General features: G+C 68.4%; 23 protein-coding genes and 1 tRNA gene. 11 read left to right on the top strand and 13 right to left on the bottom strand.

The window, feature by feature from the left end:
- The 7 genes from DL991_RS05700 to DL991_RS05670 are packed head-to-tail and all read right to left on the bottom strand — an operon-like array spanning position 1 to position 6914.
- On the bottom strand, positions 1-759 hold the full coding sequence (locus DL991_RS05700) for an SDR family NAD(P)-dependent oxidoreductase (RefSeq protein WP_125781651.1): 759 nt from the start codon (positions 757-759) through the stop codon (positions 1-3).
- Positions 756-2177, bottom strand: coding sequence for an aldehyde dehydrogenase family protein (locus DL991_RS05695; RefSeq protein ID WP_125781649.1), 1422 nt, complete (start codon positions 2175-2177; stop codon positions 756-758). Before DL991_RS05695 ends, DL991_RS05700 begins: the two co-directional genes overlap by 4 nt.
- Positions 2170-2940, bottom strand: coding sequence for an ABC transporter ATP-binding protein (locus DL991_RS05690; RefSeq protein ID WP_125781647.1), 771 nt, complete (start codon positions 2938-2940; stop codon positions 2170-2172). The genes DL991_RS05695 and DL991_RS05690 overlap by 8 nt, the downstream gene beginning before the upstream one ends.
- Positions 2937-3674: an ABC transporter ATP-binding protein gene (locus DL991_RS05685; RefSeq protein ID WP_125781645.1), complete on the bottom strand. Its 738-nt coding sequence runs from the start codon at positions 3672-3674 to the stop codon at positions 2937-2939. Before DL991_RS05685 ends, DL991_RS05690 begins: the two co-directional genes overlap by 4 nt.
- Positions 3671-4483 carry an ABC transporter permease gene (locus tag DL991_RS05680; protein WP_199746197.1) on the bottom strand — a complete coding sequence of 271 codons (813 nt, stop codon included), beginning with the start codon at positions 4481-4483 and terminating at the stop codon, positions 3671-3673. The genes DL991_RS05685 and DL991_RS05680 overlap by 4 nt, the downstream gene beginning before the upstream one ends.
- Positions 4483-5427: an ABC transporter permease gene (locus tag DL991_RS05675; protein WP_125781643.1), complete on the bottom strand. Its 945-nt coding sequence runs from the start codon at positions 5425-5427 to the stop codon at positions 4483-4485. Before DL991_RS05675 ends, DL991_RS05680 begins: the two co-directional genes overlap by 1 nt.
- Complete coding sequence (locus DL991_RS05670) at positions 5424-6914, bottom strand: ABC transporter substrate-binding protein (protein WP_125781642.1); 1491 nt, start codon at positions 6912-6914, stop codon at positions 5424-5426. The genes DL991_RS05675 and DL991_RS05670 overlap by 4 nt, the downstream gene beginning before the upstream one ends.
- A gap of 60 nt (positions 6915-6974) precedes the next feature.
- Here DL991_RS05670 and DL991_RS05665 point away from each other — a divergent pair, with 60 nt between their 5' ends.
- Together DL991_RS05665 and DL991_RS05660 are read left to right on the top strand one after the other, a co-directional pair.
- A complete protein-coding gene (locus DL991_RS05665) occupies positions 6975-7718 on the top strand; it encodes a FadR/GntR family transcriptional regulator (RefSeq protein ID WP_125781641.1) in 744 nt (247 codons plus the stop codon).
- A 20-nt stretch (positions 7719-7738) separates the two neighbouring features.
- Complete coding sequence (locus tag DL991_RS05660; protein ID WP_255433235.1) at positions 7739-8794, top strand: patatin-like phospholipase family protein; 1056 nt, start codon at positions 7739-7741, stop codon at positions 8792-8794.
- A 73-nt stretch (positions 8795-8867) separates the two neighbouring features.
- On the opposite strand, the gene DL991_RS05655 is transcribed toward DL991_RS05660, so the two are convergent.
- From DL991_RS05655 to DL991_RS05640, 4 genes are all read right to left on the bottom strand, one after another.
- Positions 8868-9464: a class F sortase gene (locus tag DL991_RS05655; protein WP_125781640.1), complete on the bottom strand. Its 597-nt coding sequence runs from the start codon at positions 9462-9464 to the stop codon at positions 8868-8870.
- A gap of 4 nt (positions 9465-9468) precedes the next feature.
- Positions 9469-10146: a hypothetical protein gene (locus DL991_RS05650; protein ID WP_125781639.1), complete on the bottom strand. Its 678-nt coding sequence runs from the start codon at positions 10144-10146 to the stop codon at positions 9469-9471.
- 439 nt (positions 10147-10585) lie between these two features.
- Positions 10586-10918: a hypothetical protein gene (locus tag DL991_RS05645; protein ID WP_125781637.1), complete on the bottom strand. Its 333-nt coding sequence runs from the start codon at positions 10916-10918 to the stop codon at positions 10586-10588.
- 146 nt (positions 10919-11064) lie between these two features.
- Positions 11065-12117, bottom strand: a complete 1053-nt coding sequence (locus tag DL991_RS05640) for a PLP-dependent aspartate aminotransferase family protein (protein ID WP_125781635.1) — start codon at positions 12115-12117, stop codon at positions 11065-11067.
- A 51-nt stretch (positions 12118-12168) separates the two neighbouring features.
- Here DL991_RS05640 and DL991_RS05635 point away from each other — a divergent pair, with 51 nt between their 5' ends.
- Positions 12169-13092, top strand: coding sequence for an oxidoreductase (locus DL991_RS05635; protein ID WP_125781633.1), 924 nt, complete (start codon positions 12169-12171; stop codon positions 13090-13092).
- Here the strand turns inward: DL991_RS05635 and DL991_RS05630 are convergent.
- On the bottom strand, positions 13089-16325 hold the full coding sequence (locus DL991_RS05630) for a penicillin acylase family protein (RefSeq protein ID WP_233598682.1): 3237 nt from the start codon (positions 16323-16325) through the stop codon (positions 13089-13091). The genes DL991_RS05635 and DL991_RS05630 overlap by 4 nt on opposite strands.
- Before the next feature lie 142 nt (positions 16326-16467).
- Here DL991_RS05630 and DL991_RS05625 point away from each other — a divergent pair, with 142 nt between their 5' ends.
- Positions 16468-16842, top strand: a complete 375-nt coding sequence (locus DL991_RS05625; protein ID WP_125781631.1) for an FKBP-type peptidyl-prolyl cis-trans isomerase — start codon at positions 16468-16470, stop codon at positions 16840-16842.
- Positions 16843-17059: 217 nt separating this feature from the next.
- Here the strand turns inward: DL991_RS05625 and DL991_RS05620 are convergent.
- Positions 17060-17142 (bottom strand) — tRNA-Leu (locus DL991_RS05620).
- 129 nt (positions 17143-17271) lie between these two features.
- Between DL991_RS05620 and DL991_RS05615 the strand changes: the two genes are divergently transcribed.
- The 7 genes from DL991_RS05615 (at position 17272) to pknB (ending at position 26775) form a co-directional block, all read left to right on the top strand.
- Positions 17272-18537 carry an FhaA domain-containing protein gene (locus tag DL991_RS05615; protein ID WP_125781629.1) on the top strand — a complete coding sequence of 422 codons (1266 nt, stop codon included), beginning with the start codon at positions 17272-17274 and terminating at the stop codon, positions 18535-18537.
- Positions 18538-18697: 160 nt separating this feature from the next.
- On the top strand, positions 18698-19165 hold the full coding sequence (locus DL991_RS05610) for an FHA domain-containing protein (protein ID WP_007030429.1): 468 nt from the start codon (positions 18698-18700) through the stop codon (positions 19163-19165).
- A complete protein-coding gene (locus DL991_RS05605; protein ID WP_125781627.1) occupies positions 19162-20556 on the top strand; it encodes a PP2C family serine/threonine-protein phosphatase in 1395 nt (464 codons plus the stop codon). Before DL991_RS05610 ends, DL991_RS05605 begins: the two co-directional genes overlap by 4 nt.
- Entirely contained in the window at positions 20556-22034 is a 1479-nt protein-coding gene (locus DL991_RS05600) for an FtsW/RodA/SpoVE family cell cycle protein (protein WP_125781625.1), read from the top strand. The genes DL991_RS05605 and DL991_RS05600 overlap by 1 nt, the downstream gene beginning before the upstream one ends.
- Positions 22031-23494: a penicillin-binding protein 2 gene (locus DL991_RS05595; protein WP_125781623.1), complete on the top strand. Its 1464-nt coding sequence runs from the start codon at positions 22031-22033 to the stop codon at positions 23492-23494. The genes DL991_RS05600 and DL991_RS05595 overlap by 4 nt, the downstream gene beginning before the upstream one ends.
- Positions 23495-23497: 3 nt before the next feature.
- Positions 23498-24805: a protein kinase gene (locus tag DL991_RS05590; protein WP_125781621.1), complete on the top strand. Its 1308-nt coding sequence runs from the start codon at positions 23498-23500 to the stop codon at positions 24803-24805.
- The gene (pknB, locus tag DL991_RS05585; protein WP_125781619.1) at positions 24802-26775 is read left to right on the top strand and encodes a Stk1 family PASTA domain-containing Ser/Thr kinase; all 1974 of its coding nucleotides are present in this window, start codon (positions 24802-24804) and stop codon (positions 26773-26775) included. The genes DL991_RS05590 and pknB overlap by 4 nt, the downstream gene beginning before the upstream one ends.
- Positions 26776-26804 lie beyond the last annotated feature (29 nt).

The raw sequence follows: 26804 nt of genomic DNA, 5'->3' as shown, positions 1-26804 counted from the left end.
CTACGTCGCGGGCGGTTCGAAGCGGCCGTCGACCGCGGTCCAGCCGCCGTCCACCGCCAGCACGGAGCCGGTCACGAACGACGACGCGTCCGAGGCCAGATAGACGACGGCGCCCGCGAGTTCGCCTGGACGCGCCCAACGGCCGAGCGCGCCCTTGGTCGCGTACGCGTCGTACCAGGCCGGATTCGCTTTGATCTGGGCTGTCAGCGGAGTCTCGACGACGCCGGGCGCGATCGCGTTGACCCGCACCCCGGCCGGGCCGAACTCCGCCGCGGCCGTGCGGAACAGCTGCACCAGTCCGGCTTTCGTCGCCGCGTACGGTCCTTGCCCAGGCTCGACGGTGGTGCCGCGGATCGAGGAGAACCCGATGATGCTCCCCCGTCCGCGTTCGACCATCCCGGCGCCGAACGCGCGGACGACCTCGAAGGTGGCGCCGAGGTTCAGCGCGATCACCCGGTCGAATTCCTCGCGCGAGTACTCCAGCAGCCGTTTGCGTACGTTGGTCGCGGCGGTCAGCACGACGACGTCGATCTCGCCGAGTTCCGCCGCCGCCCGCGCGGCGGCACCGTCGGAGAGCAGGTCGATCTCGTACGCCTCCCCCACGCCGGTTTCCTTGGCGGCGGCGACATCGCGGTCCGCGACGATCACCTCGGCGCCGTGCGCGGCCAAGGCCTTGGCAGCTTCGCGGCCGATCCCGCTGCCACCGCCGAGTACGACGGCTCGCTTTCCGTCGAGCCGGAACAGGTTCTCATAGCTCACGGGCGCAGCACCGCCATCCTCGTCACGGTCAGTTCTTCGACCGCGAACCGCGGCCCTTCCCGCCCGATGCCGGAGTCCTTCACGCCGCCGTACGGCATGGTGTCGGACCGGAAACCGGGCACCTCGTTGACCACCACGCCGCCGACTTCGAGCTCGTCGAGCGCGCGGAACGCCGTCTTCAAGGACGTGCTGAACACCGAGGCGTGCAGGCCGTACCGCGACGCGTTGACCGCGTCGAACGCTTCGTCCACAGAGGACACAGTGCGGAGACAGACCACCGGGCCGAAGATCTCCTCGTCCCAGCATTCGAGGCCGTCGGGCACGTCGAGCAGCACGGTCGGCCGGATCACCGTGCCGTCCACACCGCCGCCGACCAGCCGCGCACCGGCCGAAGTCGCTTTGTCGACCCACTCCTGGACACGCTGGGTGGATCCCGGGTCGATCAGCGCCGAGACCCGCGTCTTCTCGTCTCGGGGATCACCGATGACGACCTCGCCGAGCCGCGCGAGCACCCGTTCGGTGAACTCCTGGGCGACGGCTTCGACGACCAGAACGCGTTGCACCGAGATGCACGCCTGCCCGGACGCGTAGAACCCGCCACGCAGCACGGCGTCCGCGGCCGCGTCGAGATCGGCGTCGTCGGCGACCACCAGAGCGGCGTTGGACCCCAGCTCCAGCAACGTCTTCGTGGGTGCGGCGTCGCGGGCGATCCGGTGCCCGACCAGCGCGGATCCGGTGAACGACACCGCGCCGGCCCGCCGGTCGGTGACCAGCGCCGAGCCGACGGCCGCGTCCCCGGTGACCAGCTGGACCATCGCGGGCAGCTCGGTCAGCGAGCGCACCAGATGCACGAGCCACAACGTCGCCAGCGGGGTCTGCGGCGCGGGTTTCACCACCACCGGGCAGCCCGCGGCGATGGCGGGCGCGATCTTGTGCGACGCCAGCAGCAGCGGATAGTTGAATCCGGCGATGCCGACCACGACGCCGATCGGCTTGCGTTTCCAGAACCCGACCAGCCCGTCACCGGACGGCAGCAGGTCGAGCGGCACGGTCTCGCCGTGCAGCCGCGAGACCTCCTCCGCGGCGGCCTGCCAGGTGACGATCGTGCGCGCGACCTCGACCCGGCAGTCGACCAGCGGCTTGCCGGTTTCGAGAACCAGAAGCTGTTCGAATTCGGAGCGCCGGGCTTCCAGAGCGGCGGCGACGTCGTTCAGGAGCGAACGCCGGGTGCGCGACGGCAGGGCCGCGACCTGGTTGAACACCGCGACGGCCTCGTCGATCGCCCGCGTGGCCAGCTCCGGTGTCCCGACCGGCGCCCGGCCGATCTCGCTCCCGTCGTACGGGAACACCACCGGCAAGGTGTCCACAGTGGACACCCAGCCGTCGCCGATCGGCAGTCCCTCCGGATACTCAGCCATCGTCCCCTCCCCGCAGCTTTGCCAGTTCGGCCCGCAGATTCGGCGCGGCCGCCAGCAGTTCCCTGGTGTACTCGTGTTCCGGCGCGTCGTAGACCTGGTCGACGTCGCCGATCTCGACGATCTCGCCGCGCCGCATCACCGCGACCCGGTCGCAGACGTGCCGCACCACACCGAGGTCGTGCGAGACGAAGATCAGCGTCAGCGAGTACAGCTCGACCAGCGACGCGAGCAGGTCGAGGATCTGCTTCCGCACGGAGACGTCGAGCGCGCTCACCGGTTCGTCCGCGACGAGGACGCTCGGATTCGGCGCGAGCGCCCGCGCGATCGAGATGCGTTGCCGTTGCCCACCGGAGAACTGGTGCGGATAGCGGCCGGCGGCGTCTTCGGGGAGGCCGACCGCCTTCAGCAGCTCCGACACCCGGGCGGGGTCCCGGCGGCCCAACGGCTCGGAGATGATGTCGCGCACCCGCATCCGCGGATCGAGCGAACCCATCGGATCCTGGAAGACGATCTGCAGTTCCGACCGCAGGAAGCCGAGCTTGCGTTCGGGCAGGGTATCGATGCGCCTGCCTTGGAACGAGACGCTGCCCGCCGTCGGCTTGTCGAGCGCGGCCAGCAGTCTGACCAAAGTGGACTTTCCCGAACCCGACTCGCCGACGATGCCGAACCGCTGACCGGCCTCGACGTCGAACGAGACTCCGCGCAGGGCGTGCACATCGCGCCGTGTGTAGCGACGTTCCAAATCTCTGACCGAGATCATCATCGGCTCGCCTCCAGATCCGAAGCGGCCAAGAGCTTCTTCGTGTACTCGTGCTTCGGCGCGGTGAGCACCTCGCGGGTGGTGCCGGCTTCGACGATTTCGCCGTCCAGCATCACCAGCACCCGCTCGCATACCGACGCCACGACGGCGAGGTCGTGCGTGATGAACAGCAGCGCGCTCTCCCGTTCCCGGACGCCGTCGAGGATCAGTTCCAGGATCTGCGCCTGCACGGTGACGTCGAGCGCCGTCGTCGGCTCGTCGCAGATCAGGAGCTTCGGATCGTTGGCCAGCGCGATCGCGAGGACGACGCGTTGCCGCTGCCCGCCGGACAGTTGATGCGGATACGCGCGAGCGACACCGGGCAACCCCACGGAGGCCAGCAAAGCCTCGGGATTCTTCGCGCCGTTTCGGTGGATTCGCATCGGCTCGGCCACCTGCGCGCCGACCCGCATCGCCGGGTTCAGCGCGGTCATCGGTTCCTGGAACACCATCGACATCTCGTTGCCGCGCAACCGCGACAGGGCCTTCTCCGACGCGCCCAGCAGTTCGCGCCCGTCGAGCTTCACCGATCCGGAAGCGGCGAGTTCTTCGGGCAGCAGGCCCATGATCGACAGCGCTGTCAACGACTTCCCGGAACCCGACTCGCCGATCAGCCCGACCCGCTCACCACGCGCGATGCCGAACGAGACACCGCGAACCAGGCCGCCGATCCCAAGACCATGCACTTCGAGCGTCATAGCCGCGCCGCCAATCGAGGATCGAGACGATCGCGGAGGCCGTCACCGAGCAGGTTGAAGCCGAGGACGGCGATGGCGATCGCGACGCCGGGCACGAGCGCGAGCCGCGGGTGCAGGGTCAGGAACATCTGCGATTCCTGGAGCATCCGGCCCCACGACGGCGTCGGCGGCCGGGTGCCGAACCCGAGGAACGACAGCGCCGCTTCCGCGAGCACGGCGATCGCGAACGACACCGACGCCTGCACGATCAACAGCCCGGAGATGTTCGGCAGCACATGCCGCGCCGCGATGTTCAGCCGCGAACGCCCGGCCGACCGCGCGGCCAGCACGAACTCGCTGCTCATCACCTGCAGCGTCCCCGACCGCGCGATCCGCGCGAACGACGGGATGGTCGCGATGCCGATCGCCACCATCGCGGTCAGTGTGTTCGCCCCGAACACCGCGCCGAACATGATCGCCAGCAGCAACGCCGGGAACGCGAGCACGAGATCGTTGACCCGCATGACGAACTCGCCGAGCCAGCGCGACGACATCCCGGCGAGGATGCCCAGCGGCGTCCCGATCAGCGCGGCGATCCCGACCGCGACCACGCCGACGTACAGCGTCGTCCGCGCGCCGACCATGAGCTGGCTGAGCACGTCGCGGCCGAAGCTGTCCGTGCCCAGCGGATTCGAGCCGCTGAAGTCGTGCAGCCGGTTGGCCGCGTCCACCTTCACCGGGTCGAACGGCGTCCACACGAACGAAAGCAGTGCGGCGAGCACGATCAGCGTGACCAGGACGGCGCCGATGACGAGTGTGCGGTTACGCATCAGGAACCCCGCAATCTCGGGTCGAGCACCGTGTAGAGGAGGTCGACCACGAAGTTCACCAGCAGCACGCCGACCACCAGGACCAGCACGATCCCCTGCACGGACAGCAGGTCCCGGGACGCCACCGAGTCGAGCAGCATGCTGCCGAGACCCGGCAGGACGAAGACGCGTTCGACGACGACGGCGCCGATCAGCAGGGTCGCCAGTTGCAGGCCGAGCACCGTCACCACCGGCACGGCCGCGTTGCGCAGACCGTGCCGGAACAGCGCTTGGAACGGCCGGAGCCCCTTGGACCTCGCCGTGCGGAGATAGTCCTGCCCGAGCGTGTCGAGTACGGCGGACCGGACATACCGCGTGAGCACGGCGCCCTGAACGAGTCCCAGCGACAAGGCGGGAAGGACGAGGCCGCGGAGGAATTCGCCGGGATCCTGCACCGGCGGCGTCCACCCGCCGGACGGCAGCCAGCGCAACTGCACCGCGAAGATCTGCACGAGGATGATGCCGGCGAGGAACGCGGGGATCGCGACGCCGAGCTGCGAGAGGCTGGAAACCGCGGTGCCGTCGGCCTTCCGATGCCGCACCGCGGCGAACGTCCCGGCCGGGACGGCGATCAGCAACGCCACCAGCATCCCGGCCCCGACCAGCCACAACGTCACGCCGAGCCGGTCGGCCAGCGCGGGCCCGATCTCCTCGCGCGTGACGTACGAGCGGCCGAAGTCGCCTTGCAGGACACCGCCGATCCAGTCGAAGTACTGCGTCACCAACGGCCGGTCGATGCCGAATTCGGCGCGGGTCTTCGCGACCAGTTCCGGCGTCGCGTTGACGCCGAGCGCGACCTGCGCCGGATCTCCCGGCAGCACGGCCATGAACAGGAACACCACGATGGACGCGACCAGCACACTGGCCACCAGGATCCCCAGGCGACGGAGCACCTTGACCGTCATCGCGGCGCCAATCCCGTGAGATCGAAGGACTCGCTGACCTGGTTGCGGACGAACCCGGTCACCTTGTTCTTCGCCACGATCACGTTGGGGAACAGGAAGAGCCAGTCCGCGGCGGCGTCTTCGGACAGCCGCCGCGCGACCTGCCGCATCGCGTCGGCCTGCTCCTGAGGCGTTCCGGCGTCGGCCTTCGCCAGATTCTGCTGGACCGGCTTGCTGTCGTAACCCCAGTAGTACTTCGGCCTGCCGAAGGTCACGATGTCGCGCGCCTCGACGTGCTGGATGATCGACAGGTCGTAGTCGCGGTCGGTGAAGACCTGCTTGAGCCACACCGCCGGGAAGTCCAGCGGCTCGATCGTCACCGTGACCCCGACATCCGCCAGTTGCGACGCCACCACCTGCGCGGCCGACACCGCGTACGGCAGGTTGGGAATTCTCAGCCGCAGCGACGGATTCGGTTGCCCCGCTTCGGCGAGCAGCGCTTTCGCCTTCGCGGGATCGAACGGGTACGCGTTCGAAAGGTCCTCGTACCAGGGATCCGTCGGCGGGACCATGCTGCCGATGAGCGTGCCGCGGCCTGCCCAAGCCGTGTCCAGCAAGGCCTTCCGGTCGATGGCGTACGACAGCGCTCGCCGCACGCGGACGTCGTTCAGCGGCGGGCGCGCGTTGTTGAACGCGAGCGTGACCTCGCTGTTCGTCGTGCCTTCGACGACGGTGAACCGGTCGTCGCTCTGGAACTGCGGGATCGAATCCGGCACGGTGATCGCGGAGATGACGTCGATCCCGTTGCTGAGAAGGGCGTTGTTGAGCGCCGTCGGATCCTTGATGTACTTGAGGACCACCGTGGAGTACTCCGGTTTCCGGCCCCAGTACGCGGGATTCTCCTTGAGCACGATGGAATCGCCGCGCCTGCGCGAGGACACCGTGTACGGCCCGGTGCCGACCGGTTTGTTCGCCAGATCCGCGACGCCGGCGGGGCTGAACATCGCGCCGAGCCTGCTGGTGAGGCTGAACAGCCAGCCGTTGCTGGGTTTCGTGAGCACGACCCGCGCGTGGTCCGGCGCGACGACGTCGACCCGGTCGACGACGTCCATTGTGGACTTGATCGACACCGTCCAGTCGGTCTTCACGCGCATCAGCGAGAACTTGACGTCCTCGGCGGTGAACGGCGCGCCGTTGCTGAACTTCGCGTTCTTCCGGAGCTTGAAGTCGTAGGTCTTGCGGTCTTCCGAGACCGTCCACGATTCGGCCAGCAGCGGCACGATCTTCGCGTCCGCGTCGAGTTTCACCAGGCCCTCGTAGACGTTGTAGAGCAAGGCCTGCGGGATGGCGGCGCCGTCGGTGCGGGTGAAGTCGAAGTTCGCGGGTTCGGCGGTGTACCCGATGGCGAGCGTCCCGGGATCCTTGGCGATCGTGGCACTCGAACCGGCGGAGCAGCCGGACGCCACCAGCAGCAACGCCCACACTGCCGCGTGAATCCGGGCTTTCATCCTGCCCCCTAGCCGGTAGACTGGTCTGACCAGTAAACCAGACGAGACGGCAGGGTCAAGATGGAATTCGAGCCGGTCGCCCCTGTCCGCGCGTACCAGCGTGTCGTCGAACAGATCGAGAAAGCCGTTTTCAGCGGCCGGATCAAACCCGGCGACCGGTTGCCGAGCGAACGCGAGCTGATGGTGCAGTTCGACGTCGGCCGCTCGACCGTGCGGGAGGCGCTGCGTGTGCTGCAGGCGGCGGAGATGATCCGCTCACGCCCGGGCGACCCGCGCGGGCCCGAGGTCCTGGCCGCCTCCCCCGCCGCGTTGCACCGGTCGATGCACCGGCTCCCGCGCGCCGACCCCATCGGCCTTTCCGAGCTGTTGCAGTTCCGCATGGTCCTCGACGGTTCCGCACATCTGCTCGCCGCGCAGCTCAGGACCGAAGACCATCTCGCCGAACTGGACGCGGCACTGGAGGCGATGCGCGCGGGCGTCACGGAGGGTTTCGCCGAGTTCAGTCACGCGGACGTCGCGTTCCACGAGGCCATCGCCCGCGCGACCGGGAATCCGCTGCTGGTGATCAGCGGTGAGGTCGTCCGCGGCGTCGTGCTGGAGCTCATCGAAGACAAACTGGAGCACGCCGACGACCGGACGGCGTTGATGCGCAACTGGCTGGCACATCACGAGGAAGTGCTGGGAGCGATCAGGGACTCGGACGGGAAGCGCGCGTCAAGGCTGGCGAAGCAGGCGCTGTACGACAACTACGCCGAGTACGTCCCCGAAGAGCAACGTCGCCTCTTGCGGCCACTGCTTGCCTGACCGCCTCTACACTCGCTCAGGTGGGGGATGTCAACGAGCCTTCAACAGCCCGCCAGGGTGTCGGTCTCGCGCTGTCCGGCGGCGGCTACCGCGCGATGCTGTTCCACACCGGCGCCCTGTGGCGGCTCAACGAACTCGGCTGGCTGTCGAAGATCTCGACGTTCTCGAGCGTCTCGGGCGGCTCGATCGCCGCGGGCGTGCTCGCGCACGCGTGGTCGGATCTGAAGTTCGAAAACGGTGCCGCGAACAACTTCTACGACGAGGTCGTCGCGCCGGTGCGGAACCTCGCGCGCACCCGGCTCGACATCCCGGTCACCTTGCTGGCCATGGCGATCCCCTGGCGGAGCGCCGGTGAGGAACTCGCGCGGGTGTACGCGAAGCACCTGTTCGGCGACTGCTGTCTCAAGGACATCGACCCCGACGGTCCGCAGTTCGTCTTCACCGCGACGAACCTCCAGGACGGTGCGCAGTGGTGGTTCTTCCGGCAGAACGGGCCGCACGGGAACATCCCGCTCGCGACCGCGGTGGCCGCTTCTTCGGCGTTCCCGCCGATGCTTTCGCCCGTCGTGATCCAAGACCCGCATTCGGACGACCGGAAGCGCAAGATCGTGCTGAGTGACGCCGGCGTGTACGACAACCTCGGCCTGGACCCGGTCGAAGGGCACGCGACGGTGCTGGTCAGCGACGCGGGCAAGCGGATGAAGGTCACGCGGAAGGTCAACCGCGATTGGGGCAGGCAGCTGCTGCGCGTCCTCGACGTGATCGACAACCAGGTGCGCGAACTGCGGCGCGGCGCGCTGCTCAAGTCGTATGTGGAGAAGGATTTCGCCGGCGCCTACTGGGGGTCCTACGTCGACCTCGAGAACTTCGAGCTCAAGGATTCGCTGAGGACGCCGGTGGATCTCACGCACAAGCTGGCGGAGACGCCGACGCGCCTGACGAAGCTGCCGGAAGTGCTGCAGGAGCGGCTGATCAACTGGGGTTACGCGGCCTGCGACGCGGGGATGCGGAAGTGGGTCGACACCGAAGCGGCCGCTCCCGCCGGGTTCCCGTTCCCGGGCGCAGGGGTGGGCTGAGCACGTCCTCCCGATGCAATGAAAGGACCTTTCCTTGCCAAATTTGCAAGGAAAGGTCCTTTTATGGCGCTCGTCAGGCGACGAGATTCGCGTAGACGATCACGTTGTCCTTGTAGCTGTGCTCTTCCTTGTCGAAGACACCGCCACAGGTGATCAGCCGCAGCTGCGGCTTGTCCGTGTTGCCGTAGACCGCTTCCTCGGGGAACTGGTCCTTGGGGACCTGGTCCTTCTTCTCGACCACGAACTTCAGGCTCTTGCCGTCGCTGCGGTCGACGAGCACCTCGTCACCCGGGTTGACGTCCTTGAGCTTGTAGAAGATGCCCGGCTGCTTGTTGCCGTCGACGTGGCCGAGCAGGATCGACGGGCCGACGTCGCCGGGCACCGGGGAAAGCCGATACCAAGCGGCCTGCATCGGTGTCTTCGCCGACGGGACGGACATCTTGCCGTCCTTGCCGATCGCGACCGTGACCAGGCTCGATTCCGCGCCGATCTTGGGGATCCGCACGTTCGTCGGGCGAGTCCCGTTGAACGGTTTGACGACCGGCGGTGTCGATTCCGCCGCCGCCTGTGCGGCGGGCAGGGCGGGTTCGTCCGTGCCGCAGCCGGTCAGCGCGAGAGAGAGGACAAGGGCGGCCGCGACCAAGCGGCCGCCCTGGGTCAGGATCTTCATCGGATCAGGCCGCGGTGGCGCCGAAACCGGTCTCGATGCCGCCCTTCGGCTTCAGCTTGACCTGCTTCTTCGGCTTGTCGGTGCCCGGCGCGGTCGCGCCGCCGCCGATCGTCTCCTCGAACTCGATGTCGCCCTTGCCCGGCTTGCCGTCGCAGGTCCAGGTGAAGGTGCTCGAGTTGCCCTTGAAACCGGGCTTGGCCTCGATGATGTAGATCCACAGGTAGGCGTCGCCGCCGTCCTGGAACGAGTCGGTGATGGTGAAGTCCGGCGCGGTGACGCCGGTGGGCTCCGAGCCGCAGAGGATGGCCAGCGCGCCGACGCCGTCACCCTCGACGTAACCGGCGCCGACGTTCAGCACCGGCTTCGGCGGGGTGGTGGTGGTCGGCTTCTCCGAGGTGGAGGCCGGCGAGGACGAGGTCGGCTTGCCGCTGGTCGAGGTCGGAGTGCTGCTGCTCTCGGACGTCGGCGGAACCGTCGTGACCTTGCCGCCCGACCACTCGGGGCCCGAGCTGACCTGGCCGCCGGACCACGAAGGCGAGGGCGCCGTGGTGGGCGCGTCGCTCGTCGGCGCGGGAGGCGTGGTCGTCGTTTCGGTCTGCGCCATCGCGACCGGCGTCACGGCCAGCGAGATGACGGCGCCGGCCAGCACCGCGCCCGCGAGGCGGCCCAACGTCTTCTTCAAAGTGATCTCCCAGTGGAACATCGCAACGCACGGTGACCCCCACCCTGCGACCACCCGAGCGGAATCCCACGTTCGGGTGACAGCGTGATCCTGCCGGAAAAGTGCAGGTGAGCCGTAGTGGATAGGCGGTGACAAGAGCCACTGGGAAAACCGGTAACGCGGGAATGTCCCTGCTCGATACAAGGGCCCGAAAGCCGCTCGGCAAAGGGAAAGCCTCGCCGCGACGAAGGAATGTTAACACCCGTAGGGCCGAATCGGTTGCGTTGCGGAAGTATTTTTTCGCCGTCCGTCCCACGTCGCGAAAATGCCGGTTCTTCTGCGAAATCCCACCTCGTACAGTGACTTTGCCACCGATGCGTTCACGCGTTCGGACCAGCCGTCCGTGAAGAACTGTCCATTCCGGAATGAATGCCGGTGCCCGGCAACCCGAAGGTCACGATCAGAACACCAGGAACAGGGCCACGGCGAGGGAGACCGCACCGAGGAGTCCCGCGAAGAACAGCCAGGGCTTCGGCGACGTCCGGTTCCGCACGGCCCGGCCGCCGCCCACCACCGCGATCAGGAGTCCGACGCCGAACCCGATCGCGGGCAGGAAGGTGGCGAAGGTCCGGTTTTCGGCGTCACACGCCCAGATCCCGTCACTCGGGCAGGGCGACGCCGCGAAGTCGGCCAGTAACCCCGCCGCGACGATCGCGAGGAAGCCGAGCACCAGGAGCCAGAACAGGCCCCACAGCAATTGACCGAGCCGCCTTGGCGGTTTCGTCTCCTCCACGCGCTCAGGTTAGTGAAGGGTGAGGCAACGTGGCGTGTTCGTGGGTGAGGCTGGTGGCGGGCAGGCGCGAGGGGGTCGTGAGTGGCGATTCGGGTTAGAACCCGAATCGCCACTCACGACCAGCTGTACCGACCACGCCACCTTTGCTAAGCAGTGCCCTGGCCCAGTGCCGAGGCCAGATCCGTCCAGAGATCTTCCGGGTCTTCGAGCCCGACGCTGAACCGGACGAGCCCGGCGGGCACGTGGGCGTCGCCTGCCAGCCAGGCGCGGCGCTCGACCAGGCTCTCCACCCCGCCGAGGCTGGTGGCCGCGCGGATCAGCCGCAGCGACCCGATCACCTTGTCCGCGGTCTCCGCGTCGGGGAGTTCGAACGCGATCATCGTGCCGGTGCCGGGATAACGCACCCGGGTGATCGCGGGGTGGTCGACCAGCCGTGCCGCCAGCAGTGCGGCCGTGCGGGTCTGCTCGGCGAGGCGGACCGGCAGGGTCCGCAGCCCGCGCAGGGCCAGCCAAGCTTCGAGCGCGCCCGGGGTCGCACCCAACCTGGTGCGCGCGTCGCGCAAGTCCTTCGCGACGCCTTCGTCGGCCGCGATGGTCAGGCCGAGCAGCAGGTCGCTGTGGCCGCCGATGAGTTTCGTCGCGCTGTGCACGACGATGTCGGCGCCGAGGTCCAGCGGCCGCTGCCCGAGCGGGGTGGCGAACGTGTTGTCGACGGCGACCAGGCCGGTCGCGGCGGCGGCGATCGTCTCGATGTCGATGACGTCGAGCGTCGGGTTGGTCGGCGATTCGAGCCAGAGTAGGTCGGCGTCCGCGGCCGCGACCCAGGCGGCCGTGTCGTCCGGCGCGATCTCGGTCACCACCAGGCGGCCGGTGCGCTGCGCGTGGGCGAGCAGGCCACGAGACCCCGCGTAGGAGAACGTCGGGACGCAGACCTTCGCGCCGACCGGCAGGGGGTCGACGACGGCGCTGAGCGTCGCGATCCCCGAGGCGAACGCGGTGGCGTGCCCGCCTTCGAGCGCGCCGATCGCGGCTTCGAGGGCCTCCCAGGTCGGCGTGCCGTCTTCCCTCGAATACGCGCGATCGGCGCCGGCGTCGAAGGTGCTCGCCGCGACGATCGGCACGTTCAGCGGTTCGCCAGGGCCCTCCGGACGTCCGGCGGCGACGGCGAGGGTGCGGGGTGACCAGTCGTTCGTGTCCACCCTTTCACCGTAAACCGTCCCGCGATGATCACCACGTGACAAACTCCGCCCATGACTTCTGGGACGATCGACGCGGCGGATGCGGGAACCTGGACCCTCGGGGGGCTGACGGTCAACCGGATCGGGTTCGGCGCGATGCGCTTGCCCCAGCGAGGCCAGGCGTTCGCGCCCGACGCCACGCCGGGCGACCGCGACCAGGCGATCAAGGTACTGCGCCGCGCGGTGGAGCTGGGCGTCAACCACGTCGACACCGCGGCGTTCTACTTCTCCTCACGACGGTCGGCCAACGAGCTGATCAACTCGGCGCTGTCGCCGTACGCGGACGATCTGGTGATCGCCACGAAGGTCGGGCCGCGCCGGGATCCGTCCGGTGAGTGGCTGCCCGAGGCCACTCCCGAGCAGCTGCGGGGCGAGGTCGAGGAGAATCTGCGTCAGCTCGGCCGCGATCACCTCGACCTGGTGAACCTGCGGCTGTCCGGGCAGAGCGCGATCGCCGACCACTTCGGCGCGCTGGCCGAACTACGCGACGCCGGTCTGATCCGTCACCTCGGCGTTTCCAACGTCGATGCCGAGCAGCTCGCCAAGGCACAGGCGATCGCGCCGGTGGTGTGCGTGCAGAACTCCTACGGCCTCGGCCACCGTCCCGAACAGGATCGGCTCGTGCGTGTCTGTGGCGAGCAGGGAGTGGCGTTCGTCCCGTTCTTCGCCATCGCCGGAGCCGGACGCGAGGCCGGTCCCAGCGGCGCCGAGCAGGACGAAGTGCTCGCGATCGCCCGCGCGCACCAGGCGACGCCGGCGCAGATCCGGCTGGCGTGGGCGCTGGGGCGGGGACCGCATGTGCTGGTCATCCCGGGTACGGGCGACCTCGGCCATCTCGCCGACAACGTCGCCTCCGGAGCGCTGCGACTCACGTCCGACGACCTGGCCCGCCTCGAAGTGATCCATCAAGGCGGGCTGCAGGCCGCGCGGCCTTAGTGGGCGTACACCTCGAATTCGTAGAGGGAATAGCCGTACTTCGTGCCGCGCTGGACGCCGGCCATCCGGACATGCCGGGCGTCCACGGCTTCGAAGGCGACGTTGTCCTGCCCGCCGTTTCCGTCCACTATGGACGCCACGTCGCGCCAGTTCGTCCCGTCGGCCGAGACCTGCACCTGGTACGCCTTGCCGTACGCGGATTCCCAGTGCAGGACGACCCGGGAAACTCGCCGCACCGAACCGAGGTCGACGGTGATCGACTGGTTGTCGCTCCAGTCGCTCGCCCAGCGCGTCGAGGGGTCGACGTCGATGGCGTTGGACGGCGGCGAGTTGTACCAGCCCGTTTCGTGGCTGGTCGCGCTCACCGAGCGGCCGGTGGCGAGGTTGGCGATGTTGTCGCCGCGTTTCGCCGGGAACTCCACGACCTGCTGGAACGTCGGCCGGTTCTGGGTGCTCATCTTGTCCTGCGTGATGCCGCCGAGCGCGCGGTGGATGATCGTGTCGGCACACCACTGGTCGCCCGCGGCGCAGTCGCCGTCGCCGGGATAGACGGTGTTGGCAGGCTGCGCGGCCGCCTGCGTCAGCGAGTCGAGCAGCACCTGACGGCAGGTGTTCACGTCGCCGCCACCGCAGTACTTCACGGCCAGCGGGCCTGCCACGTTCTGCCCGAGGACCGAACGGATGTCCTTGTGCACATAGCCCCACCAGCCCGCCTGGTACGACGACCCCGCGTGTCCCTGGCCCACGTGCTTGCCGGGGACCTCGTTCTGCCAGCCCGAAGGCGACTCGTTGATCTTCAGCACACCGACCATCGCGGCGTAGGTGGCGTCACCCATACCGGGTTTGAACTGGGCGTTGACCAGCAGCGGCCACCAGGCGTCCATGATGCGGATCGCGTCGGCGTTCGCGTACGCCTTGCTGCCGGGCGCGGTCTCCGAACGCAGGCCGCCCGCCGCGAGCCAGGTCTTCAGCTTCGCCACCGCGTCCGCGGCCGGACCGGTCACCGGCGCCTTGTCGATCACCTTGAACAGTTCCGGCAGCACCTTCTCCGCGCGGAGGTCGGCCAGCGCCGCCTCCTCCATGGCCTGCGTGAGGTTCACGCGTGTCACCCTGGTGCCGCTGGAGATCATCTTCTTGACCCGCGCGTCGATCAGGTCACCGCGGTGCACGGAACTCTTGTCCGCGCCGCTGGCCGCGTAACCGTTGGTCTGCGCGTTGTTCCAGCTGATGTAGTAGTCCTGGTTGATCGACTGCGGATGTTGCGACGACGGCGTGTAGTTCGCGAGGTTTCCGTCGGGATTCCAGCCCTGCCAGTCGAATCCGGCGTCGCCCCGCACCGGCATGGCCGGGTCGACGTTCGGATTGCGGACCGGGTTCGAGCCGGAGTTGAAGTACGCGACGTCGCGTGAGTCGGCGTAGAACCAGTTGTAGGTCTGGTTCACGTCGGCCGCCGCGGCCTGGAAGTCCTGCGCGGACTTGATCGCGTCCGGATCGTTGAACTTCTGGAAGCCGATGATCGTGTCGATCTCGTGCTGGAAGGTCGACCGCAGCGACGCGTACGCGACCGGTTTGCCGCCGACCAGCGCCCGGCTCGTCACCGGCCCGTACTTGGTGCGGAAGCTGCGCAGCGTGTACGAACCCTCCGCCGTCCCGTCGGCGACGGTGGGCTTCCAGGCGTTCTTGCGCTCGACGATCTCGAACGGCAGGCACTGGCCGCGGAACCGGTAGAAGTTCGAGTTCTTCGTCGGCGCGGACCCGTTCTGCTCGCACAGTTCGACGGCGTAGGTGTCGGTGATGTCCTGTGACGCCGAGGTCGCGCTCCACGAGTAGTCCTTGCCGCGGCCGAGCAGCACGTACATGCTGATGCCCGCGAACGAGGCACCGCGGGCGCTGATGCCCGGGCCCTGGAGTTCTTGCAGCATCAGCAATTGCGGCGCGAAGTAGCCGGCCTGCGGGCCGAAGACCGCGACCGGGTGACCGCTCGCGGTCTTGGCGCCGGAGACCACCAGCGCGTTGGACATGCCGTGCTTCTCCGACAGCAGGTTGCCGGGCAGGACGCCGTCGTCGAAGATGCCGCGGACGGCCTTCTGGTCCTCGGGCGCGGGAACGTCCACCTTGGCGGGCGTCGCCGTCCCGGCGGAACCGGTCGGGTCGAAGACCAGCTGCTGCCCGGTGACCGAACCCTTGTCCGGCATCGCGGCGCCCTGCGGATTCGACGGCGCCTTGCCGTAGTCGAAAGTCTGTCCATTGTGGAGGGTCTTCACGGTCTCGGGGTCGTCCTCGGACCGGAGGCTCTTCCAGACCTTGTCGCCCTGCTCGAGACCGTACTTCTCCTGCATCGCCATTTTCGCGATGGCGTTCTGCACCTCCCCGCCACCGCCCGCGCCGAACTGCGCCCCGACGACGGCGGCCAGGACGACGAGGTCGGTGAGCTTGAACGGTTCGATGGTCCCGGCGTTCGTGATCGCGTCGACGTGCCCGGTGAGCACGTACTCGCCGGGGAAGTAGCGGCCGCCGTGCGCGTCGGCGATGTACTTGTTGACGCCTTGGACGTAGGCCTCGGCGTCGGCCTTGCCCTGCGCGCCACGCGGGCCACTGACCGCGGCGTTGTCGATCTGCTTCTGCAGTTCCTGTTCGGTGTACGGCGCTGACGAGAAGAAACTCTGCTCGAGTTCCCGGTTGCCCTGGGCACCACCGGCGAACGAGGTCAGCTGGCCGCGGCCGACGCGGCGCATGATGTCCATCAGCCACAGCCGGTCCTGCGCGGCGGCGTACCCGGCGCCGTACATCGTGCCCGGCCGCGTGGTGCCGACGACGCGGGGAACGCCGGTCGCCTTGTCTCGGGTGATCGTCACGTCCGAACGCGGTTTGATCGTGCTCTCGACCTGACCGGACTGGACGCCGAAGGAGGCGTCGTTGAAGAACTGGTTGATCTTGTCCGTGGTCAGCGTCCGGTAGCCGTCGGCGAGCGAGGCGTATTTGCCGAGCTGATCGGCCGAATGCGCGGGGCGGGTGCCGAACGCCTTGTGCGCCAGGATCTCGGCGAGCGTCGCGTTCCCCTTGGTGCCGGGCGGCAGGATGTCGGCGCACTGGCCGCCGCAGTAGTCGTCGAGCGCCGCCGCGACCACGGAGTTCTGTGGTGCCTCCGCCGCGTTCGCCTGCACTGCCGGAACGGTGCCCGCCACCAGCGTCAGTCCCGCCAGCGTCGTCAAGACCCGTATGCCTCGTCGCATGAAAGACCTCCGTCGTCGGAGAGTGACGAGGCGCACACTACCCACGGGTATCCGAATTTGTGAAGACTTTTCGCGTTCTTGCCACCGTTCGGCGGAACACTCGACCTGCGGACCCCGGACCAGCGGATGTATCTTCCTGAGCATGTCTTTGGAGAAGCCCCAGATCGACCGCCCGGAGGGCCCCGCGCCGTCCGACCTGGAGAAGTCCGACATCACCGTCGGCGAGGGCCAGGAGGCGAAGGCCGGCGACACCGTTTCGGTGCACTACGTCGGCGTCTCGCACTCGACCGGCGACCAGTTCGACGCCTCGTGGGATCGCGGTGAGCCTCTCCGCTTCGGCCTCGGCGCCGGTCAGGTCATCCCCGGCTGGGATCAGGGTGTCGCCGGTATGAAGGTGGGCGGCCGTCGCAAGCTGACGATCCCGCCACACCTCGCCTACGGGGAACGCGGCGCCGGCGGCGTCATCAAGCCGAACGAGACCCTGATCTTCGTCGTCGACCTGATCGGCGTGAACTGACCCACACCCCGCACCGCACCACCAAGACCCGGCCCCGCCGGGTCTTTTTTCTTCTCCATCACCAGGCCAGGGCCGCCAGGCCCGAGGCCGAACCAGAAGACCAACCGCCGCCGCACGCACCGTGGGGGTCCGGGGGGCTCGGCCCCCCGGGAGCTGACGAGCGACGACCAACGCGAAAGAGGCCCCGTCGCGTAGCGAAGGGGCCTCTGAACAAGAGTGGGCGAGGAGGGAGTTGAACCCTCACGTCCTTTCGGACACACGGACCTGAACCGTGCGCGTCTGCCATTCCGCCACTCGCCCGAGTGCTTCGTTCTCTGACAGCTCGCAAAGCGTAGCAGGCTGATTTCACGGGTTTCACCGGGGGCCGTGTCCGACTGGCCGTACCCGGATAGGATCGACGGGGAAGCACACGTGTGAGGAGGTTGCCCGGTGGGCCGCGTTGAGCGCTTTGATAGGCGGCTCGAGAACCTCGTGGGCAATACCTTCGCGCGCATGTTCGGTGGCAACGTCGTCACGCAGGAAGTGGCGGTGGCGCTTGAGCGCGAGAGCGAGGAGAACGTTCGTGAGCTGGCCGGAGGTCGACAGCTCGCCCCCAATCACTACATCGTGTCCTTGGGGCAGGCTGATCACGAACGTATGGCCGGAGACGAGCGTCGGGTCACTTCGGTGTTGGCGGAGGCGGTCAAGGAACACCTCGCCGAGCACGGTTGGGACACCTATGGTGACGTCGTAGTTTCGCTCGAGCGCAACGAGGCGCTGCATACTGGACAGTTCAAGACCCGTTCGTCCGTCGATCCCGACGTCAAGCCCCACGGCGCCGAAGGTTCGTCACGGTCGGCACGACCCAGCAACGCAGGAGACCCAGCAATGAGCCAGCCCCCCGGCTACGGCCAATACGACCAGGGTGACCCGTACGGCCAGCAGGGCCAGTACGGCTACGGACAGCAGGCTGGCCAGCAGCAGCCCGGGTACGACCAGGGTTATGGCGGCCAGGGCCAGCAGCAGGGCGGCTACGACCAGGGCTACGGCGGCGCCCAGCAGCCCGGGTACGACCAGTACGGCGGCCAGCAGCAGCCCGGCTACGACCAGGGCTACGGCGGCGGTGCCGCGCAGCAGCCCGGCTACGACCAGTACGGCGGCCAGCAGCAGCCGGGTTACGACCAGGGCTATGGCGGCGGTGCCGCGCAGCAGCCGGGTTATGACCAGTACGGCGGCCAGCAGCAGCCCGGGTACGACCAGGGCTATGGCGGCGGTGCCGCGCAGCAGCCCGGATACGACCAGTACGGCGGCCAGCAGCAGCCCGGGTACGACCAGTACGGCGGTGCCCAGCAGCAGTACGGCCAGCCCGCGGCGGATCCGTACGCGCAGGGTGGCGGCTACGGTGGCCAGCCCGCGGCCGGCCGTCAGCTCGCGGCGAGCCTCCAGCTGGACGACGGATCGAACCGCTCGTACTCGCTGAAGCAGGGCGGGAACGTCGTGGGCCGTGGGCAGGACGCCGATTTCCGGCTCCCGGACACCGGTGTCTCGCGTCGTCACCTGGAGATCACCTGGGACGGCCAGAGCGCGACGCTCGCGGACATCGGTTCGACCAACGGCACGACCGTCAACGGCACCCCGGTGCAGACCTGGCAGCTGGCCGACGGCGACGTGATCCGCGTGGGCCACTCGTCTCTCGTGTTCCGTACGCAGGGCTGACCGGCGGCGTCCGGAGGGGGTATCGCAGAATTGCGGTGCGGGACCTGTGGTGGATCGGCACCTCGGGTCGTACGCGGAGAGCAGCGCTGTCCGGAGCCGACCATCCCGGACGGCACGGGCTCTCCGCGGCGTACAGGAGAAACGGGAGCGGACACAACAAGTGCCAGAGCTGGTCGTTCAACTCACCAGGGTGGGCTTTCTCGTGCTGCTCTGGCTCTTCGTGTTCGCCGCGTTGCGTGTCGTCCGTTCGGATCTGTACGCGGCCTCCGGGCTGCGAGTCGCCGTCCCGACGTTCGGTCGCAAGAAGAAGGAAAACAAGAAGCCGCGCGGCGGGAAGTCGCCGCAGCAGCTGCTCGTGACCCATGGTGCGCTGGCAGGTACCAGGATCGCCTTGGACGGCAGGCCGATCCTGATCGGCCGCGCCGACGACTCGACCCTGGTGCTGGACGACGACTACGCGTCGACCCGGCACGCCCGGATCGCACTGCGCGGGGAGGATTGGTACGTGGAAGATCTGGGCTCGACGAACGGGACGTACCTCGACCGGGCTAAGGTCACGGCACCCCTCCGGGTCCCGCTCGGAGTCCCCATCCGGATCGGCAAAACGGTGATCGAGCTTCGCCCATGACTCTCGTCCTTCGCTACGCGGCTCGCAGCGACCGGGGCCTGGTGCGTTCCAGCAACCAGGACTCCGTGTACGCCGGTCCCCGCCTGCTCGCCCTCGCCGACGGCATGGGCGGCCACGCCGCGGGTGAGGTGGCCAGCAAGGTCGTCATCGCCTCCCTCGCCCCACTCGACGACGACGATCCGAGCGACGACCTTCTCGCTCAGCTTCGCGACGCCATGCAGAACGGCAATGCCGCGATCGCCGAACTCGTCCAGCAGGACCCGGACCTCGACGGGATGGGCACCACGCTCACCGCCATGTTGTTCGCCGGTTCCCGGATGGGTGTCGTGCACGTCGGCGACTCGCGCGCGTATCTGATGCGCGGCGGGCAGTTCTCGCAGATCACGCGGGACGACAGCTTCGTCAACGAACTTCTCGAACAGGGCCGGATCACGCCGGAAGAGGCCGCGGTGCACCCGCAGCGGTCGCTGCTGCTGAAGGCGCTCACCGGCCATGAGGTCGAGCCGAGCCTGACCGTGCGCGAGGCCCGCGCCGGTGACCGTTACCTGATCTGTTCGGACGGTCTGTCCGGCATGGTCAGCGACGAGACGCTGGCCGAGGCGATCCAGATCCCGGATCCGCAGGCCTGCGCGGACCGGATGATCGAGCTGGCGCTCAAGGGCGGCGGCACGGACAACGTCACGGTGATCATCGCCGACGTCGTCGACGTCGACTTCGGTGAGGACGCGCCCATCGTGGGCGGCGCCGCCGGTGACGGCAGTGACGAATTCCATCAGGGCGACTCCCCCGCCGCCCGCGCCCGCGCGCTGACCCAGCCCGCGCCGCAGCCGCGGCCGGAGGTCCAGCCCCAGCAGGAGGACCCGAAGGTCAAGCGCCGGAGGCGATTTCGCTGGCTGGCGGGAGCAGTGGTCGTCCTGATCGTGCTGGCCGCGGCGGCGATCGCCACGCGGTACTTCGTGCTGAGCCAGTACTACGTCGGCGAGGGTGCGGGCGAGGAGGTCGTGATCTACCGCGGCGTCCCTGGCAGCATCCTCGGCATCGACCTGCACGCCTACGAGCAGGGCTCGTGCCCGCCGGGCGGCCTGTGCACCGACAAGCTGCTGGTGCCGGCACTGCAGGAGGACGCGCGGATCGCGGTGAAGAACGGCGTCAAGAAGGACAACCTCGACGACGCCCGCAAGTACATCGACGACTTCCTGCGTCCGCACAAGCAGCTGGCCGACTGCAAGCAGGCCACCAGCTCGACTTCCACGCCGCCCACCGCGTCGTCGCCTCCGGTGTCGTCGTCGGCGGCAGCCCCTTCTACCCCCGCCTCGCCGAGTTCGGCGAACCAGCCAGCGGGGAGGGACTGCTCGACGCCGACCACGGCAGCACCAGGGGGCGGTAACTGATGAGCACGCCGCTCGCCGATCCGGCTTCGGCCCAGTTCGCCACGAACCCTCCGCGCGAGCTGCCCAAGCGGCGCGGGACCGAACTCGTCCTTCTGGCGTTCGCGACGTTCATCGTCACCGTCGCGCTCGTGCTGGTGGAGGCGAACCAGGAGCAGGAGCTCACCAGCTCGATCATCTGGCTCGGCCTGTCGTACCTCGGGGTGCTGACGGCGGCGCATCTGGCGGTCCGCCGCTGGGCGCCGTACGCGGATCCGGTGATCCTGCCGTGTGTCGCGCTGCTGAACGGGCTCGGCCTGGTGATGATCCACCGGATCGACCTGGCGCTCGCGGAACGCGCGATCCAGCAGGGTAAGGAGTACACGCCGGACGTCACCAAGCAGGTGTTGTTCACGGCGATCTCGCTGGTGTTGTTCGTGGTGGTGCTGGTCGTGATCAGCGATCACCGCACGCTGACCCGCTACGGCTACACCTGTGGTCTGATCGGCATCGTGGCGCTCGCGCTGCCCGCGGTGCTGCCGTCGAGCCTGTCCGAGGTCAACGGCGCGAAGGTCTGGATCAAGCTGCCGTTCTTCTCGATCCAGCCCGGCGAGTTCGCGAAGATCCTGCTGATGATCTTCTTCGCCTCGTTCCTGGTGACGAAACGCGACCTGTTCATGGTCGCGGGCAAGCGGATCGTCGGTGTCGAGCTGCCGCGTGCCCGTGACCTCGGCCCGATCCTCATCGCGGCGGCCGCCTGCCTCGGCGTGCTGGTGTTCGAGAAGGACCTCGGTACGTCGCTGCTGTTCTTCGGCGTCACGCTGGTGATGCTGTACGTCGCCACCGAGCGGGTCATCTGGGTCGTGCTGGGGGTCGGTTTCTTCGCCGCCGGCGCGATCATCGCCTACAACCTGTTCACACACGTCCAGCAGCGCGTCCGGAACTGGATCGACCCGCTGGCCACCTACGACGACCCCGGCGGCGGCTACCAGGTCGCGCAGGGGTTGTTCGGGCTCGGCACGGGCGGCGTCGGCGGGACCGGCCTCGGCGCCGGACGGCCGGACATGGTCCCCGAGGCCAAGACGGACTTCATCACCACCGCGATCGGCGAGGAACTCGGCCTGATCGGCCTCACCGCGATGCTGATGCTGTACCTGATCCTGGCGATGCGCGGGATGCGCAGCGCACTCGCCGTGCGCGACACCTTCGGCAAACTCCTCGGCGGCGGTCTGTCGTTCGCACTGGTCATGCAGATCTTCGTCGTCGTCGGCGGCGTCACGAACCTGATCCCGAACACCGGCATCACCGCCCCGTTCCTCTCCCGCGGTGGTTCCTCACTGCTCGCGAACTACATCCTGGTGGCCCTCCTGCTCCGAATCTCCGACGCCGCCCGCAAACCCGCCGTGCGGCCGAAGCCGCAGCAGCCGCAAGCGCCGCTCGCCGAAGCGCACACGGTGATGGTCCAGCGGCCGCCCGCGACCGGTGAGGGGAGCCCCGCGTGAACACCCCGCTCCGCAAGGTGGGTGTCGCCATGCTCGTCATGGTGGTGCTCTTGATGGCCAACGCCACCTACATCCAGGTGGTCAAGGCCGACGACTACCGCACCGACTCGCGCAATGTGCGCGTGCTCTACGACGAGTACTCCCGCCAGCGCGGGCTGATCGTGACGCCCGACGGCGCCGCGCTCGCGAAGGTCGACCCGTCGAACGACAAGTACAAGTTCATCCGGACCTACGCCGACGGTCCGATGTACGCGCCGGTCACCGGCTACTACTCGATCAACTACGGCGCCGGCGGTCTGGAGCGGTCCGAGGACGACGTCCTCAACGGTTCCGACCCGCGGCTGTTCGTGCGGCGCCTTTCGGACATGGTCACCGGCCGCGACCCACGCGGCGGGAACGTGCGGCTGACGATCAACCCGGCCGTGCAGAAGGCCGCGTACGACCTGATGACGCAGAAGGGCTACACCGGCGCGGTGGTCGCGTTGGAGCCCAAGACCGGGCGCATCCTCGCCATGGTGTCGACGCCGTCGTTCGACCCGAACAAACTGGCCTCGCACACCACCAAGGAGCAGGTCGCGGCCTGGTCGCAGTGGCGCGACGATCCGAAGAAGCCGATGCTGAACCGCGCGATCTCGGAGACGTACCCGCCGGGTTCGACGGCCAAGCTGCTGGTGACCGCGGCCGCGCTCGAAGACGGCAAGACCGCGGACATGCCGGTCAGCACCGCGCCCAACGTGAAGCTCCCCGGCACGCAGACCACGCTGGAGAACTACGGCGGCGCGGCCTGCAAGGGCAGCACGCTGAAGGAAGCGCTGCGGTACTCCTGCAACGTGCCCTTCGCCGAACTCGCGGGCGAACTCGGCAAGGACAAGCTGAACGCGATGGCGAAGAACTTCGGTGTCGGCGAGGACCTGGCCGTGCCGATGCGGGTCGCCGGCTCGTCCCTCGGCCCGCTCGAATCGAAGGCGGCCCTGTTCCAGAGCGCCATCGGCCAGCGCGACGTGCGGCTGACGCCCCTGCAGGACGCCCTGCTCTCGGCGACCATCGCGAACAACGGGATGGCGATGAAGCCGCAGCTCGTGCAGTCGCTGCTGGCGCCGAACCTGTCGACCATCGAGGACTACACCCCGGCCGAACTGACCGGTGACGCCGCGATGTCCAGCGCGAACGCCGCGATCCTGCGCGACATGATGCTGGCGTCGGAAGAGAACACGAAGGGCGCCGGCAAACGCGGCGACATCCAGATCGCCTCCAAGACCGGCACCGCCGAGCACGGCAACGACCCGAAGGCCACCCCGCCGCACGCCTGGTACACCGGGTTCGCGCCGGCGATGGACCCGAAGATCGCCGTTTCGGTGATCGTCGAGTCCGGGGGTAACCGAGGGCTCGAAGCGACCGGTGGCACCGTGGCCGCGGAGATCGGCCGCGCCGCCGTCAACGCCATGCTCGGGGGTGGATAGCGGATGCTGTCCTCGGGTCAGCTGCTGGCCGACCGGTACAAGCTGACGAACCGGATCGCCGTCGGCGGGATGGGCGAGGTCTGGCAGGCCAGTGACACGCGGCTGGACCGGACGGTCGCGGTCAAGATCCTCAAGGCGGAGCTGTCCGGCGACGCCGAGTTCCTGCACCGGTTCCGGACCGAGGCGCGGATGACGGCGTCGCTGAACCACCCCGGCATCGCCGCCGTGCACGACTACGGCGAGACGGTCGCGGACGAGCTGTCGATCGCGTATCTGGTGATGGAGCTGGTCGAAGGCGACCCGCTGGCCGCGATCATCACCCGCGAAGGACGGCTGAACGCCGAGCGGACTTTGGACATCCTCGAGCAGGCCGGTAACGCGCTGCAGGCCGCGCACGAAACGGGTCTTGTGCACCGCGACGTCAAACCGGGCAACATCATGGTCACCCCGGCCGGGCAGGTGAAGATCACCGACTTCGGGGTCGCCAAGGCCGCCGACGCCGCACCGGTGACCAGATCCGGCATGGTGATGGGCACCGCGCACTACATCGCCCCCGAACAGGCGCTCGGGCACAACGCCGAACCGGCGAGCGACGTCTACTCGCTCGCCGTCTGCGGCTACGAATGCCTCACCGGGCACCGGCCGTTCCTTTCGGAGAACGCGGTGACCGTCGCGATGATGCACATCCGCGACCTCCCGCCGCCGCTGCCGCCGGACGTGCCCCCCGGCACCCGCGCGGTCATCGAGGCGACCCTGATCAAGGATCCGAGACAGCGGTACAACAGTGGCGGCGAGTTCGCGGCCGCGGTGGCCGCGGTCCGCGCCGGGCTTCCGCTGCCGACGCCGTCGGGGCTGGTCAACGTGGCGTACTCGGCAGGCCAGCCGGTGCTGCCGCAGCAGGTCCCGCCCGGCCCGCATTCGCCGCAGAACCCGATGGCGGCGGTCGGACCGGCGTCGCATCCCGCGATGCACCCGGTAACCGGCCCGCCGCCGATGGCGGTCCGCCGCCTGCCCGGCAGACGGACGCAGTGGGGTTGGTGGGTGCTGCTCGCGGTGATCCTGATCGCAGTACTGGTGGCAGGAGCCTTCCTCATCGTGAGACTGGTCGGTTCGGGCAACGGACCGCAGTCGGGCGGCGTGGAAACGAGTGAACAAGCACCGGCTCCGGGTAAGAAGTCTGAAGGTCCTTCGCCGACATCCGCGTACCCCGCGGTGCCGACGGAGGGCGGCACCGAGGAGCCGGCCGGACAGGCGAATCCAGGAATGATGAGCAGCAAACCTTGGACGGAATGGAACGGCACGCAGAGATGAGCACACCAAGACTGCTCAGCAACCGCTACGAGCTGGGCGAGACACTCGGCTACGGAGGCATGTCCGAGGTCCACCACGGCCACGACGTGCGCCTGGGCCGGGAGGTGGCGATCAAGATCCTGCGTGCCGACCTGGCGCGGGATCCCCAGTTCCAAGAACGTTTCCGTCGCGAGGCACAGAACGCGGCGGCACTGAACCACCCGGCGATCGTCGCCGTCTACGACACCGGCGAGACGAACACCGAGTTCGGCCCGCTGCCCTACATCGTCATGGAGTTCGTCGAAGGACGGACTCTGCGGGACATCGTGAAGACCGAAGGCCCGATGTCGCAGAAGCGGGCGATGGAGGTCATGGCCGACGTCTGCGCGGCGCTGGACTTCTCGCACCGGCACGGCATCGTGCACCGCGACGTCAAACCGGCGAACGTGATGATCACGAAGAACGGCGCCGTCAAGGTGATGGACTTCGGCATCGCGCGCGCCATGCACGACGGGCAGTCCGCGATGACGCAGACCGCCGCGGTGATCGGCACGGCGCAGTACCTCTCGCCGGAGCAGGCGCGCGGTGAGTCCGTCGACGCGCGTTCCGACGTCTACGCCGCCGGCTGTGTGCTGTACGAACTCATCACCGGCGAGCCGCCCTTCACCGGCGACTCCCCCGTGGCGGTGGCGTACCAGCACGTCCGGGAAGACCCGAACCCGCCGTCGTCGGTGAACCCGGCCGTGGCGCCCGAGCTCGACGCCGTCGTACTCAAGGCCCTCGCGAAGGGCCCGGCGAACCGCTACCAGTCGTCGGCGGAGATGCGTTCGGACCTGGTCCGCACGCTGTCCGGCCAGCGGCCGTCCGCGCCGATGGTGATGTCGGAGGACGAGCGCACCCAGGTCATGGACTCCGACCGCCGGGTGCCGCAGCGCTACGACCAGTACGAGGACGAAGACGAAGACCCGGCCGCGAAGAAGAAGCGCCGTGCCTGGCTCATCGCCGGTCTGGTGGTCTCGCTGGCGGCGGTGGTGCTGCTGATCATGTGGCTGTCCAACGCGTTCAACGGCTCCGACGCGGAGAGCAAGGCGATCCCGAAGGTGACGGGCCAGTCCGAGGCTTCGGCGAAGGACACGCTCCGCGGGGTGGGGTTCAACTCGTTCGAGCCCACCAAGAAGATCACGTGCACCGGCGAGTCCGTGAACGGCCAGCCCGCCTGCGACGAGAACCAGATCGACAAGGTCATCGCGATCAGCCCTGCCGAGGGCCAGGTGACGCCCACCTCGGACAAGATCACGCTGACCGTCGGCGCGAAGCCGAGCAAGGTCAAGACGCCGGACCTCAAGGGCAAGAGCGTGGCCGAGGCCACGGCGGCGCTGACCGAAGCAGGTCTGAAGCTCGGTGCGACCAGCGAGGAAGAAACCGAAGACACCAACGAGGCCGGCAAGGTCATCTCGCAGAACCCGGCTTCGCAGGCCGAGGTCGACCAGGGTTCGAAGGTCGACATCACGGTCGGCAAGTCCAAGGAACTGAAGACGGTCCAGAACTACAAGGGCAAGACGCAGGCCGAGGCCGAAGCCGGCTTGAAGGCGGCCGGGTTCACCCCGCAGGTCACCAACGTGAGCTCCGAACAGCCCAAGGGCACGGTCATCGACCAGACCCCGAACGGCGGCAAGCTGGCCGTCGGCAGTGTGGTCAAGCTGTCCGTGTCGGACGGCAGCCAGGAGACCTTCGACATGCCGAACCTGCAGGGCATGACCGAGGAGCAGGCGACGCGTCAGCTGCAGCAGCTGGGGTGGAGCGGCAAACTGGATTCGCAGGCCGACAAGAACGGTGACCGGGACCTCGCGGGCAAGGTCAGCAAGACCAACCCGCAGGCCGGTGCGAAGATCGCGAAGAACGCGCCGATCACGCTGTTCATCGTCGAAGGCGATGAGACGCCGACGACGAGTTCCCGGACGGGCATCCCAGGTCTGCCGGGTAACGGATAGGCAGAGCTGAAAAAGGCCCCGCACGGTTT

The sequence above is a fragment of the Amycolatopsis sp. WAC 01375 genome (assembly GCF_003947325.1).
Classification (GTDB): Bacteria; Actinomycetota; Actinomycetes; order Mycobacteriales; family Pseudonocardiaceae; genus Amycolatopsis.
This window is presented reverse-complemented; position numbering and strand designations above follow the sequence as displayed.

Excerpts from the sequence above, each read along its gene's own strand:
- DL991_RS05695 (WP_125781649.1), bottom strand. The coding sequence starts at position 2,177 with ATGGCTGAGTATCCGGAGGGACTGCCGATCGGCGACGGCTGGGTGTCC.
- DL991_RS05675 (WP_125781643.1), bottom strand. The coding sequence starts at position 5,427 with ATGACGGTCAAGGTGCTCCGTCGCCTGGGGATCCTGGTGGCCAGTGTG.
- DL991_RS05670 (WP_125781642.1), bottom strand. The coding sequence starts at position 6,914 with ATGAAAGCCCGGATTCACGCGGCAGTGTGGGCGTTGCTGCTGGTGGCG.
- DL991_RS05630 (WP_233598682.1), bottom strand. The coding sequence starts at position 16,325 with ATGCGACGAGGCATACGGGTCTTGACGACGCTGGCGGGACTGACGCTG.
- DL991_RS05625 (WP_125781631.1), top strand. The coding sequence starts at position 16,468 with ATGTCTTTGGAGAAGCCCCAGATCGACCGCCCGGAGGGCCCCGCGCCG.
- DL991_RS05655 (WP_125781640.1), bottom strand. The coding sequence starts at position 9,464 with ATGAAGATCCTGACCCAGGGCGGCCGCTTGGTCGCGGCCGCCCTTGTC.
- DL991_RS05665 (WP_125781641.1), top strand. The coding sequence starts at position 6,975 with ATGGAATTCGAGCCGGTCGCCCCTGTCCGCGCGTACCAGCGTGTCGTC.
- DL991_RS05690 (WP_125781647.1), bottom strand. The coding sequence starts at position 2,940 with ATGATGATCTCGGTCAGAGATTTGGAACGTCGCTACACACGGCGCGAT.
- pknB (WP_125781619.1), top strand. The coding sequence starts at position 24,802 with ATGAGCACACCAAGACTGCTCAGCAACCGCTACGAGCTGGGCGAGACA.
- DL991_RS05605 (WP_125781627.1), top strand. The coding sequence starts at position 19,162 with ATGACTCTCGTCCTTCGCTACGCGGCTCGCAGCGACCGGGGCCTGGTG.
- DL991_RS05600 (WP_125781625.1), top strand. The coding sequence starts at position 20,556 with ATGAGCACGCCGCTCGCCGATCCGGCTTCGGCCCAGTTCGCCACGAAC.
- DL991_RS05590 (WP_125781621.1), top strand. The coding sequence starts at position 23,498 with ATGCTGTCCTCGGGTCAGCTGCTGGCCGACCGGTACAAGCTGACGAAC.
- DL991_RS05680 (WP_199746197.1), bottom strand. The coding sequence starts at position 4,483 with ATGCGTAACCGCACACTCGTCATCGGCGCCGTCCTGGTCACGCTGATC.
- DL991_RS05685 (WP_125781645.1), bottom strand. The coding sequence starts at position 3,674 with ATGACGCTCGAAGTGCATGGTCTTGGGATCGGCGGCCTGGTTCGCGGT.
- DL991_RS05635 (WP_125781633.1), top strand. The coding sequence starts at position 12,169 with ATGACTTCTGGGACGATCGACGCGGCGGATGCGGGAACCTGGACCCTC.